Source organism: Cupriavidus sp. FW306-01-F10A, assembly GCF_058782785.1.
The window spans coordinates 267,850-285,240 of record NZ_JBYSYA010000005.1 but is presented as its reverse complement, the minus strand read 5'-3'; the positions used below and the strand labels follow the sequence as shown (position 1 = coordinate 285,240).

Here is a 17,391-nt window from a genome sequence, read left to right as displayed (position 1 = left end):
GGATTTTCCCGAACCCGGCGGCCCAGAGAGAAATTACGGATGAAAGCCTCGCAATTCTTCATTTCCACCCTCAAGGAAGCGCCCGCCGACGCGGAAATCGTTTCGCACAAGCTGATGATGCGCGCCGGCATGATCAAGAAGCTGGGCGCCGGCATCTACAACTACATGCCGATCGGGCTGCGCGTGATCCGCAAGGTGGAGAACATCGTGCGCGAGGAAATGAACCGCGCCGGCGCGGTGGAGCTGTCCATGCCGGTGATCCAGCCGGCCGAGCTGTGGCAGGAAACCGGCCGCTGGGACAAGATGGGCCCCGAGTTGCTGCGCCTGAAGGATCGCCATGAGCGCGATTTCGCGGTCCAGCCGACCTCGGAAGAGGTGGTGACCGACATCGCCCGCTCGGAAATCCGCAGCTACAAGCAGCTGCCGGTCAATTTCTACCAGATCCAGACCAAGTTTCGCGACGAGCGCCGGCCGCGCTTCGGCATCATGCGCGGGCGCGAGTTCACCATGAAGGATGCCTATTCCTTCGACCGCGACACGGACGGCCTGCGCAAGTCGTACGAGAACATGTATGACGCCTACGTGCGCATCTTTCGCCGCTTTGGCCTGGAATTCCGCGCCGTGGCGGCCGACAACGGCGCCATCGGCGGCTCGGGCTCGCATGAGTTCCATGTGATCGCCGACACTGGCGAAGACGCCATCGTCTACTGCCCGACCTCGGACTACGCCGCCAACATGGAGGCCGCCGAGGCGCTGCCCCTGCTGGCCGAGCGCGCCGCGCCCAAGGAAGACCTGGTCAAGACCTTCACCCCGGAAAAGGTCAAGTGCGAGCAGGTGGCGGAATTCCTGAACATCCCGCTGGAGCGCAACGTCAAGTCCATCGTGCTGGCCAAGGACACCGAAGCCGGCGCCGAGATCTGGCTGCTGCTGATCCGCGCCGACCACGAACTGAACGAGGTCAAGGCGTCCAAGGTGCCGGGCCTGGCCGACTTCCGCTTTGCCACCGAGAACGAGATCGTCGACGCCTTCGGCTCGCCGCCGGGCTACCTGGGCCCGATCGACATGAAGAAGCCGGTCAAGGTGGTGGCCGACCGCACCGTCGCCAACATGAGCGATTTCGTCTGCGGCGCCAACTACCGCGACTACCACTACACCGGCGTCAACTGGGGCCGCGACCTGCCCGAGCCGATCGTGGCCGACCTGCGCAATGTGGTGGCCGGCGACGCCTCGCCGGACGGCCAGGGCACGCTGGAAATCTGCCGCGGCATCGAGGTGGGCCATGTGTTCATGCTGGGCACGCGTTACTCGGAATCGATGAACGCCACCTTCCTGGACGAGAACGGCAAGACCCAGCCGATGCAGATGGGCTGCTATGGCATCGGCGTCACCCGTATCCTCGGCGCGGCGATCGAGCAGAACTTCGATGAGCGCGGCATCATCTGGCCGGCAGCGATCGCGCCGTTCGCGGTGGTGATCTGCCCGGTGGGCTACGACCGCTCCGAAGCCGTCAAGGCCGAGGCCGACCGCATCCATGCCGAGCTGCTGGCCGCCGGCGTGGACGTCATCCTGGACGACCGCGGCGAGCGCCCGGGCGTGATGTTTGCCGACTGGGAGCTGATCGGCGTGCCGCACCGCGTGGTGGTGGGCGACCGCGGCCTGAAGGAAGGCAAGGTCGAGTACCAGGGCCGGCGCGACGCGCAGGCCACCGCCGTCAGCGTGGCCGACGTGGTCGGCCACGTGCGCAGCCAGCTGGCGAACTGAGCCCCATGCGCGCCGCCCGCGGCATGACCGGTGCCGCCCGCCGCTGCGCGGGCGGGCTGCTGCTGGCCGTCGCGGCCATGGCAGCCCACGCTGGCGCGCAGAAGGAAGAAGACCTCGCCGATTCCGTGCGCGGCGCGCTGGCCGCCGCCATTGCCGATGACCGGCCCACGCGGCCGGTATTCGCGTCCGGCGGCGAGCGCCTGGCCTACCTGAAATGGCTGGGCGAGATGTCCGCCCGCCTGGCCTCGCGCATCCCCGAGCCGCAGGTGCGCGTGGAACTGATCGAGGTGGCCTACTACGAGGCCAAGCGCGCCGGGCTGGAGCCCGCGCTGGTGCTGGGCCTGGTCCAGGTCGAGAGCAACTTCCGCAAGTACGCGATCAGCTCGGCCGGCGCGCGCGGGCTGATGCAGGTGATGCCGTTCTGGGTGCGCGCCATCGGCGACAGCGACCCGCGCAAGCTGTTTCACCAGCAGAGCAATCTGCGTTACGGCTGCACCATCCTGCGCTACTACCTGGACCGCGAGCAGGGCGACCTGTACCTGGCGCTGGGCCGCTACAACGGCAGCCGCGGCCGCCCCGAATACCCGAACGCGGTGCTGGCGGCGTGGAAGCGCTGGCAGTATTCCGAAGCCACGGTTACCGTTGCCGGCGACCCCGAGATCGCGCCGTCGCGCCCGCGCGCACCGGTGTCCGAGCCGCCTGCCCGCAACCCGTTCTCGTCGCAACGCGTCGCTGCCAATCCGTCATGATCCGCGAAGCCTCCGTTGCCGGCGGCAAGACCGGCTACACCGAATCCTCGCCCGAACTTGAACAATGGCTGGCCCGGCATATCGCCCAGGGCTTTGCCGCCGATGCGCTGGTGTTGTCGATGCTGCGCTCGGGCTATGACGACGCCTTTGCCCGCCAGGCCGTGGCCGCGGCCTTTGCACAAGACGCCGGTGGTGCCGCGCCGGTCCGGCCTGCGCCGGCCCGCCCTGCCGCTGCCGCCGGCACGCCCGCGGTCTACGCGGCCGATGGCGGCGACCGCCAGGTCCCGATCCTGTTCCGGCTGGCGTCGCCGCAGGTCCAGCTGTTCCAGCAACTGCTGACCGACGACGAGTGCGATGCCCTGGTGGCGCTGTCGCGCGGCCGCCTGGCGCGCTCGCCGGTGGTCAACCCCGATACCGGCGACGAGAACCTGATCGACGCCCGCACCAGCATGGGCGCGATGTTCCAGGTGGCCGAGCACGCCCTGATCGCGCGCATCGAGGCGCGCATCGCCGCCGTCACCGGCGTGCCCGCCGAGCACGGCGAAGGGCTGCAGATCCTCAACTACAAGCCCGGCGGCGAATACCAGCCGCACTTCGACTACTTCAACCCGCAGCGCCCGGGCGAGGCGCGGCAGCTGTCCGTCGGCGGACAGCGCATCGCCACCCTGGTGATCTACCTGAACACGCCCGAGGCGGGCGGCGCCACCGCGTTCCCGCGCGTGGGGCTGGAGGTGGCGCCGGTCAAGGGCAACGCGGTGTACTTCAGCTACCTGCTGCCCGACGGCACGCTGGATGAACGCACGCTGCACGCCGGCCTGCCGGTGGCATCCGGCGAAAAGTGGATCGCCACCAAATGGCTGCGCGAACGCCCGTACCGCAGCGAGGGGTGAGCCACCCCATGGCCGCGCCTGCGGCCACCCGCTGGTGGGCCGATCCCGCGCTGGCGTTCGCCGAAAGCCGGCGCGCCAGCCACAGCAGCGCCGGCTACCTGCCGCATACCCATCCCACCTTGTCGGTCGGCGCCGTCGACAGCGGCACCAGCCGCTTTGCCTGCGGCGACGAAGCGGCGCTGATCGGGCCCGGCGCGGTGGTGGTGATCCCGGCGGGCCAGGTGCATGCCTGCAATCCCGTGCCGGACGGGCGCTGGAGCTACCAGATGCTGCATTTCGATCCGGCGTGGGTCGCCTCCGTGCTGGATGAGGACGGCGCGGCACGGACCGCGCTGCCGGCGTGCGTGACGGAGTCGCCGCCGGTCTACGGGCTGGTCTGCGGGCTGAACCGCGCGCTGTTCTCGGCTGCGGACAGGGTCGAGAAGGAGGCCGCGCTGGTTGCCTTCATCGGCGACCTGCATGCCGCCATCGATACCGGCGCGGCCACGCAGACAATGCCGGCGCCCGCCGCCGTCTCCGCACGGGTGTCGCAACTGTGCGAGCTGCTGCGCGCACGCCACGCCGAACGGCTGCCGCTGGCCGAACTGGCGCACACCTGCGGCCTGAGCCGCTATCACCTGATCCGTGCCTTCCGCGCCGAGACCGGCATGACGCCGCACGCCTACCAGCTCGACCTTCGCATCCAGCACGGGTGCCGCCTGCTGCGGCAGGGCGCGGCGCTGGCCGAGGTGGCGCTGATGCTGGGCTTTGCCGACCAGAGCCACTTCCAGCGCGCCTTCAAGCAGCGCGTGGCCATGACGCCGCGCGGCTACCAGCGCGCTGCCTGACCTGGCCTGCCGCCACAGCAACTTTCTTCAAGACCGCTCGCATCCCCGCGCACGACACTGCTGGCTCTTCACGGAGGGTCGCATGGACATGTCTTTCGATCTCGGCACGCGCGCGCTGCCCTGGCAGCAGTTCGCCATGGTGGCTGGCGCGCATGCGCTGGCGCTGCTCAGCCCGGGGCCGGACTTTTTCCTGGTGGTGCGCAGCGCGCTGGTGCACGGGCCACGGCGTGCCAGCGGCGTATGCCTGGGCATCGCGCTCGGCAATGGTGTCTTTATCGGCCTGGCGCTGGCCGGGTTTGCCGCGATGCGCGACTATCCGCTGCTGTTCGCGGCGTTGCAGTGGGCGGGCTGCGCCTACCTTGCATGGCTGGGCTGGCGGCTGCTGCGCGCCAGTGGCGACGTGGCCATTCCCGCGGCGGACGGCGCCGCGCGCGCCGCGCCCGCGCCGTGGCTCGCCCAGCTGGCCAGCGGGTTCCTTTCCGCCGTCCTGAATCCCAAGAACGGGCTGTTCTATGCCAGCCTGTTCTCGGTGCTGGCCGCCAGCCGCACCCCGCCCGCGGTGCAGCTCGCCTACGGCGCATGGATGTTTGCCGTGGTGCTGGGCTGGGACCTGCTGGTGGCGCATGGCATCGGGCATCCGGCGGTGGCGGCGCGCTTCGGGCGCTCGGCGCGGTGGGTGGAGCGGCTGACCGGCGCCGTGCTGTGGCTGCTGGCGCTGGCCGTGGCCTGGCACGCTGCCCGCTGAGCGTCACGGCGGCTCCGGCGCGGCGCCGTGACGCAATACGCGCCGCAGGGCCTCATCGTCCAGCCGCTGCATGCCGTGCATCCAGCCGCCGAGCAGCGTCAGCAACTCCAGCAGCGCATCGATGCGCGCCAGCAGGTGGGGGGCGTCCTCAGCCGCGCCGGCTTCCTGCCGCATCGAGCTGGAGGCGCGCGACATGGCGTCGGCCTTCCGCTACCTGGAAGCATTGCAGGCCGCGCCCGGCCTGGCCGCGACGCTGACGCAGAGCGCGATCAAGGCAAACGATCCGCAGCAGCCGCTGGCGGTGAAAGCTGCGCGTTTCACTGGTGCGCAAGTCCATCAGCCCGAAGCAAGCTGACCGGCGGCCGGCGGCATCCCTGTATCGGCGTATTTTCATCAAAGTGTACCGGTACTGTACCGTTGGCTGACCGTAGACTGATTCCCCGAATGCCCTGGAGTCAGTCATGGAAGTATCCCAACTCGCCGCCGGAACCGGTGTCTTCGCCGCCTTTGCCGGCTTTGCGCTGGTGTCGTCGATCACCCCTGGTCCCAACAACACGATGCTGCTCGCCTCGGGCGTGAACTTCGGCTTCGTGCGCACGGTGCCGCACCTGCTCGGTGTCAGCATTGGCTTTGCGCTGATGGTGGGGCTGGTCGGGCTGGGGCTGGGATCAATGTTTCACGCCTTCCCGTGGACCTGGCAGGTGCTGCGCGTGGTGGCGACGGTCTACCTGATATGGCTGGCGTGGAAGCTGGCCACCGCCGGCGGCGTGCAGGACCAGCAGGTGGCGCGGCCGATGGGCTTCTGGGCCGCGGCGGCGTTCCAGTGGGTCAATCCCAAGGCGTGGGTGATGGCGGTGGGCGCGTGCAGTACCTACGTGCTGCACGGCAACCTGTGGCTCAACGTGCTGCTGCTGGCGGGGATCTTCGGGGTGGTGAACCTGCCCAGCGTGGCGATGTGGGCACTGTGCGGCTCGGCGCTGCGGCGCTGGCTGGCGCGTCCGCGGGTGCTGCGCGCGTTCAATATCGGCATGGCCTTGCTGCTGCTGGCCTCGTTGTGGCCGATCCTGGCGCCGCACCAGGCCTGACCAATGGGGTTGCTCCCCTCCCCATGAACCGATTGTGTGCTCCCTCTCCCGCTTGGGGAGAGGGAGCAAACCGAGAGGCGACCTAAATCACACCAGCGCGCGGATCGAGTCCAGGTTACGCCAGTAGCCCTTCGCATCCATGCCGCACCCAAACACATAGCGGTCCGGCACGGCAAAGCCGCAGAAGTCCGGATGCATGGGCTTGATCTTGGTCAGCGTCTTCTCGCACAGCACCGCGGCATGGAATTCCTTGGCGCCCATGTCCATGATGCGCTCGCGGATCGCGGCCATGGTCTCGCCTTCATCCAGGATGTCGTCCAGCACCAGCACCACGCGGTCCTTGACCGACTCGCGCGGGGCCACGCGCCACTGCATCTCGCCGCCCACGGTCTTGTTGTTGTAGCGCGAGAGGTGGATGTAGTCGAACTCCAGCGGGAAGGCCAGCTTGGGCAGCAGCATGCCGGTGAAGACCACCGCGCCGCCCATCACCGACAGCACCAGCGGGAAGGCATCGCCCATCTTGGCGGTGATTTCCGTGGCCATGCGGTCCAGCGACTCCTGGACTTCCGCGGCGGAGACGATTTCTTCGGAGTTGGCCCACAGCTCGCGGGCCTGTACGGCGCTCATCATGATGTCTTTCCTGTTCTTTTGCGGGGGAGGCAAGTCGGGGTGCGACGGACGGATTCTAGCGGTTGAAGAGGCCCTTCATGCCGCCCTTCATCGCGCCCATCTGGCGCATCATCTTCATCATGCCGCCGCCCTTGAGCTTTTTCATCATGGACTGCATCTGGTCGAACTGGTTGAGCAGGCGGTTCACTTCCTGCACCGGCACGCCGGCGCCCGCGGCAATGCGGCGCTTGCGGCTGGCCTTGATCAGCTCGGGCTTGGCGCGCTCGGTCGGCGTCATGCTGTTGATGATGCCTTCCATGCGGGCCACCTGCTTCTCGGCCTGGTCCATGTTGGCGCCCTGCGCCTGCTGGGCGAACTGCGCCGGCAGCTTGTCGACCAGGCTGCCCAGGCCGCCCATCTTCTTCATCTGGCCGATCTGGGCCTTGAAGTCTTCCAGGTCGAAGTCACCGGTCTTCTTGATCTTCTTGGCCAGCTTCTCGGCCGCTTCCATGTCCACGCCGCGCTGGGCTTCCTCGACCAGCGCGAGGATGTCGCCCATGCCCAGGATGCGCTGGGCCATGCGGTCGGGGTAGAAGGGTTCCAGGCCGTCCAGCTTCTCGCCCACGCCGACGAACTTGATCGGGCGGCCGGTGATATGGCGTACCGACAGTGCCGCGCCGCCGCGCGCATCGCCGTCCAGCTTGGTCAGCACCACGCCGGTCAGCGGCAGGGTGTCGTTGAAGGCCTTGGCGGTGTTGACGGCATCCTGGCCGAGCATGGCGTCGACCACGAACAGGGTCTCGGCGGGCTTGAGCTCGGCGTGCAGCGCGGCGATTTCCTGCATCATCAGCTCGTCGATACCGAGCCGCCCGGCCGTGTCGACGATCAGCACGTCGTGGTAGTGCTTGCGCGCCCAGTCCACCGCCGCGCGGGCGATGTCCGCCGGCTTCTGGTCCGGCTGCGACGGGAAGAAGTCAGCGCCGACTTGCTCGGAAACCGTCTTCAGCTGGGCGATAGCGGCGGGGCGGTAGACGTCGCACGAGACCGTCAGCACCTTCTTCTTTTTGTTTTCCTTGAGCCACTTGGCCAGCTTGCCCACGGTGGTGGTCTTGCCGGCGCCTTGCAGGCCGGCCATCAGGATGATGGCGGGCGGCTGCACGGCCAGGTTCAGCTCGGCTTCCTTGTTGTTGCCGCTGGCCGCGTCGGCGCCGCCGATCACGGCGGTCAGCTCGCGCTGGACCACGCCGACCAGGGCCTGACCCGGGGTGAGGCTGCTGACAACCTCCTCGCCCATGGCCTTTTCCTTCACGCGGGCAACGAATTCGCGCACGACCGGCAGCGCCACGTCGGCTTCGAGCATGGCAAGGCGCACTTCGCGCAGCATCTCGGCGGTGTTGGCCTCGGTCAGGCGCGCCTCGCCGCGCATGGTCTTGACCACACGCGCCAGGCGTTGAGTGAGATTGTCCAGCATGGCAGGAATCGGGGGAGAAGTCGGAGCAGGGCTCGGGGCTGAAATCGGAGGCAGTCTTGCACACGGGGCGGACCTGGAACACCGGTTACACCGGTTCAAGCGGGCCGCCACCGTCCGTGGGCACTAAGGTAAACTGCGTAAATGGTCATTGTACTGTATGCCCTGACGGCACTTCTCTATTGCGGCCTGGCCTTTCACGGCTGGGCCACGCGCCACCCACGCGTTGCCACCGCTGCCGGCCCGGCAGGGGGGGCGAGCTCGGCCGTGCTGGTGGCCGGCGGCGGCCCCATCCCCCCGGCGGGCGGCGCGCACGGCGAAGGGCGCCCGGCCTGGTGGCACGTGCTGATGCTGGCGGCGCTGGCCAGCCACGGCATGCTGCTGCATGAAACCATCTTCCCGGCCGAGCGCATGATGTTCGGCTTTGCCTTTGCGCTGTCGGCCATGCTGTGGCTGGGCGTGGGCATCTACTGGATAGAAAGCTTCTTCTTCTCGCTGGCGGGCCTGGGCCTGATCGTGATCCCGGTGGCGCTGGTGGCCAGCCTGATGCCGCTGGCCTTCCCCGGCTCGCAGATCCTGGGCTACGCGGCGCGGCCGCTGTTCAAGCTGCATTTCATCATCGCCAACGTGGCCTACGGGCTGTTCACGCTGGCGGCGTTCCATGCCTTCCTGATGCTGCTGGCCGAACGGCGCCTGCATGGCTTCCGGCACGCGCCGGCGCGGCCGCCGGAGCAGCAACCCAGCGAATGGCTGGGCCGCTGGCTTGACCTGCTGCCGCCGCTGCTGACGCTGGAGAAGCTGCTGTTCCGGCTGATCGGCGCCGGCTTTGTGCTGCTGACGCTGACCATCGGCTCGGGCCTGCTGTTCTCTGAAGACCTGTTCGGCCGCGCCTTCCGGCTGGACCACAAGACGGTGTTCGCGCTGATCTCGTGGGCCATGTTCGGCGGCATCCTGGCCGGGCGCATCTTCCGCGGCTGGCGCGGCAAGGTGGCGCTGCGCTGGGTCATCGCCTCGTTCGGCATCCTGCTGCTGGCCTATGTCGGCAGCCGTTTCGTGATTGAAGTCGTCCTGCATCGCCTCTGATTCCCCATGGCACGTATCCTGATCCTGCTGGCCGTGGTGCTGGGCGTCATCTGGTGGCTGCGCGCCCGCGCCGAGGCCCGGCTGGCTGAACACCGCGCACGCCAGGCCCGCGAGGCCAGCGAGCGCACTGCCGCCGCCGGCCCGGCCGACGCCACCGCCGAACCGATGGTCCAGTGCGCCCAGTGCGGCGTGCACCTGCCGCAGGGCGACGCCATTGCCTGGCGCGGCCTGCATTACTGCCGCCGCAGCCACCTGCCTGACGAAAGCCGGGCCGAGGGCAGCGACAGCAGCAGCGGCCCCCGCCCATGACAGAGCCGGCGTCGTCGGGCTGGCAGCGGCTGAACGCCTGGCGCGGCCTGGCCCAGCTGTGGCGCCAGCCCGAACCGCCTGACTTCCACTGGCGCCTGCTGCGCTATTTCTGCTGGACCCGCGTGGCCGTGGGCGTGCTGCTGGTCGGCTTTGCGCTGATGCGGCGCGGCGAGCCGGCATCCGTCACCGCCATCACGAATGCGATCCCGCCCGTGCCGTTCGACCTCGGGGGCCTGGGCGGCATCGAGCACGCGGCGGCCATGACCATCGCCGTGCCCTATCTTGGCATTGCCGTGGCGATGCTGGCCGGCACGCTGTGGCGCCGGCACTTCCACCTGCGCGTGCGGGTGCAGGTGCTGGCCGACCTGGCCCTGCTGGCGCTGGTCTTCAGCGTGCTGGGGCGGGGCGGGCAGGCCGAGGGCCTGGCCATGATCTTCCTGCTGCCGGCGCTGGAAGCCGGTGCACTGACCAGCCTGCTGTTCGCGCTGTTTGCCGCGTCGATCTCCGCGCTGGTGGTGATGAGCGGGCCCTTCATGCACACCATCCTGCTGCGCCAGGCCGATGCCGGGCTGCTGGGCTCGGGCCTGTTCGGCCTGGTGTTCATGATCGCGGCGCTGCTGATGTATATGCTGGCCAACCGCCAGATCGCGCAGGAGCGGCTGGCGCTGGCGCGCGAGCAGGAGCTGCGCCTGCAGCAGCTGGTCAACCGGCTGATGGTCAACGACATGCAGGACGGCGTGATGCTGGTGCGCGCCAACGGCGCGGTGGTGGCCGCCAACCCCGCGGCGGTGGTGCTGCTGGGCGTGCAGCCGCATGAGCGCATCTACTCGCGCCGGCTGGGTGGTGCGGCAGGTCAGGGCGGAGAAGCCGTGCTGTTCGACCTGCGCCGCATCCCGCGCCTGCAGCCGCTGATGGAGATGCTGCGCGACTGGCTGCACAGCAAGGACGACGTGCCGCGCATCCTGCAGCTGCTGCCGATGGCGTCCGGCACCGCGCTGGCCGACGGCACCATGCAGCACACCCGGCTGCGGCTGCGCTTTGTGCTGCCGGGGCTGGCAGGATTGCGCTCGACCATGGCGCATGGCCGCACCGTGCCGGCCACGCTGGATACTGCCGCCTGGAGCGAACTGTCGCCCGAAGCCGCCGGCCGCCTGCGCCTGGCCATCGCCCAGAACGAGGCCATGGCCTGGTCGCAGGAGGATGAGGCCCTGTTGCGAAACGAGATGCGCGACACCGTGCTGGTCCATATCGAAAGCTGGGAACGCATCGCCGAGCAGGTGCAGCAGGAAAAGCTGGCCGCCATGGGCCGGCTGGTGGCCAGCATCGCTCACCAGATCCGCAACCCGCTGGCGGCAATCAGCCAGGCCAGCGAGCTGCTGGGCGACTCTGGCCGGCGCGATCCCGGCGCGCAGGACCATGGCGGCGCCGACGTCGATATCGACGCCCGCCTGCTGCGCATCATCAACGACAACGTGCGCCGGCTGGACCAGGTGGTGTCAGACGTGCTGCAGATGTCGCGCCGCCCGCGCACCGGCCGCAGCACCGTGCACCTGGCGCAGGCGCTGCCCGAGATCGTCGAGCGCTGGCGCGCCGAAATGCGCTCGCGCCGCCCGCGCGCCGGCGAGACCCGCCCGGCGGGCCGGGCCGACATCAACGCCAATGCCATCCGGCTGACCGTGGACGTGGCCCAGCCGGTGGTGTTCGACGCCTCGCAGCTGCAGCAGGTGCTGGGCAACCTGCTGGACAACGCCTGGCGCTACTGCAGCCGGCTGCCGGGCTCGATCCGGCTGCTGGCGCATGCGCTGGACCAGCACCATGCCGAGCTGATCGTCTGGAACGACGGCGCCGAAGTCGCGCGCGAGCACCAGCGCAGCCTGTTCGAACCGTTCTTCACCAGCAACGCCCAGGGCACCGGGCTGGGCCTGTTCATGGCGCGCGAGCTGTGCGGCGCCAATGACGCCCAGGTGCGCTACGGCGCCATCGCCTTGCCGGCGCTGCTAGAGCGCACCGGCATGCTGGCCGCCGCCGCGCGCGATACACTGCCGGCCAAGGCGTTCGTGCTGACGCTGCGCATCGAGAGTGCCGATGCGGCCGCCGCCTGACCTGTCCCAACCCAGCCACCACCCCATGCCACCCCGAATGTCCCGAGCGCCCGATCCCATCCTGGTCATCGACGACGAGGCCGACCTGCGCGAGCTGCTGGACATCTCGATCCGCCGCATGGGCCATGACGTGGTGCTGGCCGGGTCGCTCGCCGAGGCGCGCGAGAAGCTGGCGCAGGGCCGCTACAGCCTGGTGCTGACCGACATGCGCCTGGGCGACGGCCTGGGCATCGAGATCGTGCGCCAGCTGTCGGCCGCGCCGGAGCGCATCCCGGTGGCGGTCATCACCGCCTACGGCAGCGCCGACAACGCTGTGGAAGCACTCAAGGCCGGCGCCTTCGACTACATCGCCAAGCCGGTCTCGCTGGAGCAGCTGCGCAGCCTGGTGCTGAACGCGCTGGGCCGCCAGCAGCGCGACAGCACCGATGCCGAAGCCGCCGCGGCCGAGCAGGCCGCAGACCGCGCCGCGGCCCTGCTTCCTGGCCATTCCGCCGCCATGCAGGAGGTGCGCCGCTCGCTGTCGCGGCTGGCGCGCAGCATGGCGCCGGTGGTGATCAGCGGCGAATCCGGCAGCGGCAAGGAGCGCGCCGCGCGCGCCATCCACGCCACCAGCGGCCGCGCCGCGCATCCGTTTATCGCCGTCAACTGCGGCGCCATCCCCGAGAACCTGATGGAGTCCGAGTTCTTCGGCCATGTCAAAGGCGCCTTCACCGGTGCCGACGGGGAGCGCGGCGGCTTCTTCCAGGCCGCCAACGGCGGCACGCTGCTGCTCGACGAGGTGGCCGACCTGCCGCTGCCGATGCAGGTCAAGCTGCTGCGCGCGCTGCAGGAGCGCCGCGTGCGCAAGATCGGCGCCAGCCGCGAAGACGCCGTCGACGTGCGCGTGATGTGCGCCAGCCACAAGGACCTGGCGGCGATGGTGGCGGCCGGCCAGTTCCGGCAGGACTTGTACTACCGCCTGAACGTGCTGGCGCTGCGCATGCCCACGCTGCGCGAGCGCGGTGAAGACATCCCGGTGCTGGCGCGCGCCATCCTGGACCACCTGGCGGTGCGCTACGGCGACCCGCGCCCCAGGCGGCTGTCGCCGGCGGCGCTGCAACGGCTGGTGGCCTATCCCTTCCCCGGCAATGTGCGCGAGCTGGAGAACCTGCTGGAGCGCGCCTACGCCTTTGCCGAGAGCGAAGAGATCGAGCTGGCCGACCTGGGCCCGCTGGACGCCGGCGCCGAGCGCGCCGGGCTGATGCATGCCCCCGCGCCGGCGATGGCGCCCACCAACTATTCCGCTCCCTGGGGCGCCGCAGGCATGTGGGCGCCGGTGCCGCCGGCCGCCGCGCCCGCGCCGGCCCCGGCAGAGCCGCCCCCGGCCCCGGCCAGCGCGCCCGAACCCGAGCCCGCCGGCGATCCCGCCGAACGCGCCTGCCGCGGCATCGTCTTCCCGATCGACCTGCAAGCCAGGCTGGAAGCCGTGGAGCGCGAGCTGATCCTGCAGGCGCTGGCGCAGACCAACTTCAACCGCACCGCGGCCGCGCCGCTGCTGGGCCTGAACCTGCGCCAGCTGCGCTACCGCATCCAGCAACTGGGCATCCGCGAAGCCATGGACGCCGCCGACCGTAGCACCGTGGAAGGCGAGGGCACGTCATGAGCAAGCCCGAGCACCGCTATCTGCCAGAGGCCGACGGCTGGGTTCCCGCCGCGCGCCGCGTGCCGTCGCCCAACTTTGACGAGCGCCCGGCCGGCATGCCGGTGGACCTGGTGGTGCTGCACAACATCAGCCTGCCGCCCGGCCAGTTCGGCAGCGGCGACATCGAGGCCTTCTTCCAGAACCGGCTCGATCCCAACAAGCACCCGTTCTTTGCCACCATCCACCAGGTGCAGGTGTCCGCGCACTTCCTGGTCACGCGCGAGGGTGAGCTGGTGCAGTTTGTCCCGTGCACGCAGCGGGCCTGGCACGCCGGACAGTCCGACTTCTTCGGCCGCGCCCGCTGCAATGATTTTTCCATCGGCATCGAGATCGAGGGCTGCGACGACCTGCCGTTCACCCTGGCCCAGTACGACACCGTGGCCGCGCTGGTGCCCGCGCTGCTGGCCGCCTACCCGGTGCGCGCGATTGCCGGCCACAGCGACATCGCCCCGGGGCGCAAGACCGATCCCGGCCCGCATTTCGACTGGGCGCGCTTTGCCAGGCAGGCGGGCGTGGCGCCGGGCATGTTGCCCTACCAGTGCCCGGGCGCGGCTGGCCAGGTGACGAATCCTTAACCTCATTCCCCATCCCCGTGCGCCCCGTTCCGGCGCACATGCCCCACCCCCGGGTGGGGCTATCGCAACGTCGCAACAATCAAAAAAATTTTTGTGAAATGTGCAGTTGCGAACGGTCTGACGAAAACCCTTGCGAGTACTAGGCTTGCGGGCATGTGGCGTTGCCGCATCGGCGCCACCGCCCCCGAAAAAGCGCTTGTCAAGACTGGTCATTCGGATTCGTTTCACTATACTTAGCCCAGTTTCACGCATCACACACTATATCTAGTAGTCAAACCGGGGAGCCGGCCCAAGGGTGAGTCAGGGATCACGAAGTTCGTGCATCGTCTCGAAACCGCCCGCTAAGGCCAGCGAATCACAAGAGTCCCTGGCGAAATGTCCACGCAAAGGCAGTCTGTCCGCCCCCGACTTCACGCCGGGAGGGACGTTCTTTTCGCCGCATTTCGCCAGGGACTCTTTTGTCTCTTATTTCCAGGGTAAAAACAGGAGTTCTCATGCAAACGGCCCAGAACGAAATCACCACGGGTGGCGCCGCCGCCGGTATCGCACCGACCGCGCAGCAGACCCCCGCCAACGCCGCCAATACGAACTACCCGGATCACAAGATCATTCGTCGCAATGGCGCCGTGGTGGCTTTCGAGCCGTCCAAGATCGCCGTTGCCATGACCAAGGCCTTCCTCGCCGTGAACGGCGGGCAGGGCGCCGCGTCCGCGCGCGTGCGCGAGATCGTCGAGCAACTGACTGACAACGTCGTGCGCGCGCTGGTGCGCAGCCGCCCCAACGGCGGCGCCATCCATATCGAAGACGTGCAGGACCACGTGGAACTGGCGCTGATGCGCTCGGGCGAGCATGAAGTGGCCCGCGCCTACGTGCTGTACCGCGAGAAGCGCAAGGCAGAACGCGCCAGCGCCAGCGCCGAGGCCGTGGCCCGCGTGCAGGAAGGCGGCATCAGCGTCAACGTGACCGACGGCGGCGTGACCAAGCCGCTGGACATCGTCGCCCTGCACGAGCTGCTCGACACCGCCTGCGCCGGCCTGGGCAAGGCCGTCAGCGCCGAGCCGATCCTCAAGGAAACGCTCAAGAACCTGTACGAAGGCGTGCCGATGACGCAGGTGTACGACTCCGCCATCCTGGCCGCGCGTACCCTGATCGAAAAGGACCCGGACTACAGCCAGGTCACTGCCCGCATCCTGCTGCACACCATCCGCAAGGAAATCCTGGGTGCCGAAGTGACTCAGGCCGAAATGACCACGCGTTACGCCGAGTACTTCCCGAAGTTCATCGCGCGCGGCATCAAGGCCGAGCTGCTGGACGAGAAGCTGGCCACCTTCGACCTGGCCCGCCTGGGCGCCGCGCTGGACGCCGGCCGCGACTTCCAGTTCAACTACCTGGGCCTGCAGACGCTGTATGACCGCTACTTCCTGCACATCGACGAGACCCGCATCGAGATGCCGCAGGCATTCTTCATGCGCGTCGCCATGGGCCTGGCCCTCAACGAAACCGACCGCGAAGCGCGCGCCATCGAGTTCTACCAGCTGCTGTCGTCGTTCGACTTCATGTCGTCCACGCCGACCCTGTTCAACTCGGGCACCCAGCGCTCGCAGCTGTCGTCGTGCTACCTGACCACCGTCTCGGACGACCTGGAAGGCATCTACGAAGCGCTCAAGGAAAACGCGCTGCTGTCCAAGTTCGCCGGCGGCCTGGGCAATGACTGGACCAACGTGCGCGCGCTCGGCTCGCACATCAAGGGCACCAACGGCAAGAGCCAGGGCGTGGTCCCGTTCCTGAAGGTGGTGAACGACACCGCCGTGGCCGTGAACCAGGGCGGCAAGCGCAAGGGCGCCGTCTGCGCCTACCTGGAAACGTGGCACCTGGACATCGAAGAATTCCTGGAGCTGCGCAAGAACACCGGCGACGACCGCCGCCGCACCCACGACATGAACACGGCCAACTGGATTCCGGACCTGTTCATGAAGCGCGTGATGGAAAACGGCGAATGGACGCTGTTCTCGCCGTCCACCTGCCCGGACCTGCACGACAAGGTCGGCAAGGCGTTCGAGCAGGCCTACCTCGGCTACGAAGCCAAGGCCGCCAGCGGCGAACTGAAGCTGTTCAAGAAGATCCCGGCCATGCAGCTCTGGCGCAAGATGCTGGGCATGCTGTTCGAAACCGGCCACCCGTGGATCACCTTCAAGGATCCGTGCAACATCCGCAGCCCGCAGCAGCACGTCGGCGTCGTCCACAGCTCCAACCTGTGCACGGAAATCACGCTGAACACCAATGACAGCGAGATCGCCGTCTGCAACCTGGGCTCGGTCAACCTGGTCGCCCACCTGGCCAAGCAGGCTGATGGTTCGTACGCGCTCGACCACGCCAAGCTGCAGAAGACCATCCGCACCGCCATGCGGATGCTCGACAACGTCATCGACATCAACTACTACGCTGTCGAGAAGGCCCGCAACTCCAACCTGCGCCACCGTCCGGTCGGCATGGGCATCATGGGCTTCCAGGACTGCCTGCACGTGCTGCGCACGCCGTACGCCAGCGACGCCGCGGTGAAGTTCGCCGACAGCTCGATGGAAGCCGTGTGCTACTACGCCTACCAGGCCTCCACCGAACTGGCCGAAGAGCGTGGCCGCTACGAGACCTACACCGGCTCGCTGTGGGACCGCGGCATCCTGCCGCAGGACTCGCTCAAGCTGCTGGCCGAAGAGCGCGGCGGCTACCTGGACGTGGACCTGTCCAGCACCATGGACTGGGACAGCCTGCGCGCCCGCATCAAGCAGCACGGCATGCGCAACTCGAACTGCATCGCGATCGCGCCGACCGCCACGATCTCGAACATCATCGGCGTGTCCGCGTGCATCGAGCCGACCTTCCAGAACCTGTACGTCAAGTCCAACCTGTCGGGCGAGTTCACCGTGGTCAATGACTACCTGGTGCGCGACCTGAAGGAACGCGGCCTGTGGGACGAAGTGATGGTCGCCGACCTGAAGTACTTCGACGGCTCGCTGTCGCGCATCGACCGCATTCCGCAAGACCTGCGCGACATCTACGCCACCGCGTTCGAAGTCGAGCCGACCTGGCTGGTGGAAGCTGCCAGCCGCCGCCAGAAGTGGATCGACCAGGCCCAGTCCCTGAACATCTATATGGCCGGCGCCTCGGGCAAGAAGCTGGACGACACCTACAAGCTCGCCTGGCTGCGCGGCCTGAAGACTACGTATTACCTGCGCACGATGGCTGCCACGCACGTGGAGAAGTCCACCGTGTCGCGCGGCTCGCTGAACGCGGTGTCGTCGGGCAGCGATAGCAGCTCCGCTATGGACGCCGCTGCCGCATCGGCCCCGGCCATGCCGGAAGCGGAAGGCGCGGTCTGCACGATGCGCCCGGGCGACCCCGGCTTCGAAGAGTGCGAAGCCTGCCAGTAAGGCAAAAAAAGACTACAGAGCAAAAATCCACCCCCTGTTTGCTCCCCTCTCCCGCATGCGGGAGAGGGGCGGGGGTGAG

At 68.4% G+C, this 17,391-nt stretch carries 16 protein-coding genes; 13 read left to right on the top strand and 3 right to left on the bottom strand.

Annotation, left to right across the window (positions count from 1 at the left end; all coding sequences use genetic code 11):
- The first annotated feature begins 39 nt into the window (after nt 1–39).
- The 5 genes from AC3WLF_RS10355 to AC3WLF_RS10335 all read left to right on the top strand — a co-directional run bounded on the left by AC3WLF_RS10355 (nt 40) and on the right by AC3WLF_RS10335 (nt 4,972).
- The gene (locus AC3WLF_RS10355; RefSeq protein WP_035817091.1) at nt 40–1,761 is read left to right on the top strand and encodes a proline--tRNA ligase; all 1,722 of its coding nucleotides are present in this window, start codon (nt 40–42) and stop codon (nt 1,759–1,761) included.
- Between the two features lie 5 nt (nt 1,762–1,766).
- Nucleotides 1,767–2,510: a transglycosylase SLT domain-containing protein gene (locus tag AC3WLF_RS10350; RefSeq protein WP_492358173.1), complete on the top strand. Its 744-nt coding sequence runs from the start codon at nt 1,767–1,769 to the stop codon at nt 2,508–2,510.
- Entirely contained in the window at nt 2,507–3,400 is an 894-nt protein-coding gene (locus tag AC3WLF_RS10345) for a 2OG-Fe(II) oxygenase (protein WP_492320363.1), read from the top strand. The genes AC3WLF_RS10350 and AC3WLF_RS10345 overlap by 4 nt, the downstream gene beginning before the upstream one ends.
- Nucleotides 3,397–4,227 carry an AraC family transcriptional regulator gene (locus AC3WLF_RS10340; protein ID WP_492320362.1) on the top strand — a complete coding sequence of 277 codons (831 nt, stop codon included), beginning with the start codon at nt 3,397–3,399 and terminating at the stop codon, nt 4,225–4,227. The genes AC3WLF_RS10345 and AC3WLF_RS10340 overlap by 4 nt, the downstream gene beginning before the upstream one ends.
- A gap of 82 nt (nt 4,228–4,309) precedes the next feature.
- Nucleotides 4,310–4,972, top strand: a complete 663-nt coding sequence (locus tag AC3WLF_RS10335) for a LysE family translocator (protein WP_492320361.1) — start codon at nt 4,310–4,312, stop codon at nt 4,970–4,972.
- A 3-nt stretch (nt 4,973–4,975) separates the two neighbouring features.
- Here AC3WLF_RS10335 and AC3WLF_RS10330 read toward each other — a convergent pair whose 3' ends face one another.
- On the bottom strand, nt 4,976–5,167 hold the full coding sequence (locus tag AC3WLF_RS10330) for a hypothetical protein (protein ID WP_492320360.1): 192 nt from the start codon (nt 5,165–5,167) through the stop codon (nt 4,976–4,978).
- Here AC3WLF_RS10330 and AC3WLF_RS10325 point away from each other — a divergent pair.
- Together AC3WLF_RS10325 and AC3WLF_RS10320 are read left to right on the top strand one after the other, a co-directional pair.
- Entirely contained in the window at nt 5,166–5,327 is a 162-nt protein-coding gene (locus AC3WLF_RS10325; RefSeq protein ID WP_492358172.1) for a hypothetical protein, read from the top strand. The two genes, AC3WLF_RS10330 and AC3WLF_RS10325, sit on opposite strands and share 2 nt — an antisense overlap.
- A gap of 106 nt (nt 5,328–5,433) precedes the next feature.
- Nucleotides 5,434–6,057: a LysE family translocator gene (locus tag AC3WLF_RS10320; RefSeq protein WP_492320358.1), complete on the top strand. Its 624-nt coding sequence runs from the start codon at nt 5,434–5,436 to the stop codon at nt 6,055–6,057.
- A gap of 87 nt (nt 6,058–6,144) precedes the next feature.
- Here the strand turns inward: AC3WLF_RS10320 and AC3WLF_RS10315 are convergent, their stop codons facing one another.
- Together AC3WLF_RS10315 and ffh are read right to left on the bottom strand one after the other, a co-directional pair.
- Nucleotides 6,145–6,687: a hypoxanthine-guanine phosphoribosyltransferase gene (locus AC3WLF_RS10315; protein ID WP_492320357.1), complete on the bottom strand. Its 543-nt coding sequence runs from the start codon at nt 6,685–6,687 to the stop codon at nt 6,145–6,147.
- A gap of 55 nt (nt 6,688–6,742) precedes the next feature.
- On the bottom strand, nt 6,743–8,137 hold the full coding sequence (gene ffh / locus AC3WLF_RS10310; RefSeq protein WP_010814737.1) for a signal recognition particle protein: 1,395 nt from the start codon (nt 8,135–8,137) through the stop codon (nt 6,743–6,745).
- Nucleotides 8,138–8,278: 141 nt separating this feature from the next.
- On the opposite strand from ffh, the gene AC3WLF_RS10305 reads away from it, so the two are divergent.
- From AC3WLF_RS10305 to AC3WLF_RS10280, 6 genes are all read left to right on the top strand, one after another.
- Nucleotides 8,279–9,217, top strand: a complete 939-nt coding sequence (locus AC3WLF_RS10305) for a cytochrome C assembly family protein (RefSeq protein WP_492320356.1) — start codon at nt 8,279–8,281, stop codon at nt 9,215–9,217.
- 6 nt (nt 9,218–9,223) lie between these two features.
- Nucleotides 9,224–9,526, top strand: a complete 303-nt coding sequence (locus AC3WLF_RS10300; protein WP_492358171.1) for a PP0621 family protein — start codon at nt 9,224–9,226, stop codon at nt 9,524–9,526.
- Complete coding sequence (locus AC3WLF_RS10295; protein WP_492358170.1) at nt 9,523–11,628, top strand: sensor histidine kinase; 2,106 nt, start codon at nt 9,523–9,525, stop codon at nt 11,626–11,628. Before AC3WLF_RS10300 ends, AC3WLF_RS10295 begins: the two co-directional genes overlap by 4 nt.
- 25 nt (nt 11,629–11,653) lie before the next feature.
- On the top strand, nt 11,654–13,270 hold the full coding sequence (locus AC3WLF_RS10290) for a sigma-54-dependent transcriptional regulator (protein WP_492358169.1): 1,617 nt from the start codon (nt 11,654–11,656) through the stop codon (nt 13,268–13,270).
- Nucleotides 13,267–13,884, top strand: coding sequence for a 1,6-anhydro-N-acetylmuramyl-L-alanine amidase AmpD (ampD, locus tag AC3WLF_RS10285; protein WP_010814732.1), 618 nt, complete (start codon nt 13,267–13,269; stop codon nt 13,882–13,884). The genes AC3WLF_RS10290 and ampD overlap by 4 nt, the downstream gene beginning before the upstream one ends.
- 494 nt (nt 13,885–14,378) lie before the next feature.
- Nucleotides 14,379–17,312: a ribonucleoside-diphosphate reductase subunit alpha gene (locus AC3WLF_RS10280; RefSeq protein WP_492358168.1), complete on the top strand. Its 2,934-nt coding sequence runs from the start codon at nt 14,379–14,381 to the stop codon at nt 17,310–17,312.
- Nucleotides 17,313–17,391: the final 79 nt, after the last annotated feature.

What these genes read in the sequence shown, in the direction of transcription:
- AC3WLF_RS10355 (WP_035817091.1), top strand. Translation starts at nt 40, where the DNA reads ATGAAAGCCTCGCAATTCTTCATTTCCACCCTCAAGGAAGCGCCCGCC.
- AC3WLF_RS10350 (WP_492358173.1), top strand. Translation starts at nt 1,767, where the DNA reads ATGCGCGCCGCCCGCGGCATGACCGGTGCCGCCCGCCGCTGCGCGGGC.
- AC3WLF_RS10345 (WP_492320363.1), top strand. Translation starts at nt 2,507, where the DNA reads ATGATCCGCGAAGCCTCCGTTGCCGGCGGCAAGACCGGCTACACCGAA.
- AC3WLF_RS10335 (WP_492320361.1), top strand. Translation starts at nt 4,310, where the DNA reads ATGGACATGTCTTTCGATCTCGGCACGCGCGCGCTGCCCTGGCAGCAG.
- AC3WLF_RS10325 (WP_492358172.1), top strand. Translation starts at nt 5,166, where the DNA reads ATGGCGTCGGCCTTCCGCTACCTGGAAGCATTGCAGGCCGCGCCCGGC.
- AC3WLF_RS10330 (WP_492320360.1), bottom strand. Translation starts at nt 5,167, where the DNA reads ATGTCGCGCGCCTCCAGCTCGATGCGGCAGGAAGCCGGCGCGGCTGAG.
- AC3WLF_RS10320 (WP_492320358.1), top strand. Translation starts at nt 5,434, where the DNA reads ATGGAAGTATCCCAACTCGCCGCCGGAACCGGTGTCTTCGCCGCCTTT.
- AC3WLF_RS10315 (WP_492320357.1), bottom strand. Translation starts at nt 6,687, where the DNA reads ATGATGAGCGCCGTACAGGCCCGCGAGCTGTGGGCCAACTCCGAAGAA.
- ffh (WP_010814737.1), bottom strand. Translation starts at nt 8,137, where the DNA reads ATGCTGGACAATCTCACTCAACGCCTGGCGCGTGTGGTCAAGACCATG.
- AC3WLF_RS10305 (WP_492320356.1), top strand. Translation starts at nt 8,279, where the DNA reads ATGGTCATTGTACTGTATGCCCTGACGGCACTTCTCTATTGCGGCCTG.
- AC3WLF_RS10300 (WP_492358171.1), top strand. Translation starts at nt 9,224, where the DNA reads ATGGCACGTATCCTGATCCTGCTGGCCGTGGTGCTGGGCGTCATCTGG.
- AC3WLF_RS10295 (WP_492358170.1), top strand. Translation starts at nt 9,523, where the DNA reads ATGACAGAGCCGGCGTCGTCGGGCTGGCAGCGGCTGAACGCCTGGCGC.
- AC3WLF_RS10290 (WP_492358169.1), top strand. Translation starts at nt 11,654, where the DNA reads ATGCCACCCCGAATGTCCCGAGCGCCCGATCCCATCCTGGTCATCGAC.
- ampD (WP_010814732.1), top strand. Translation starts at nt 13,267, where the DNA reads ATGAGCAAGCCCGAGCACCGCTATCTGCCAGAGGCCGACGGCTGGGTT.
- AC3WLF_RS10280 (WP_492358168.1), top strand. Translation starts at nt 14,379, where the DNA reads ATGCAAACGGCCCAGAACGAAATCACCACGGGTGGCGCCGCCGCCGGT.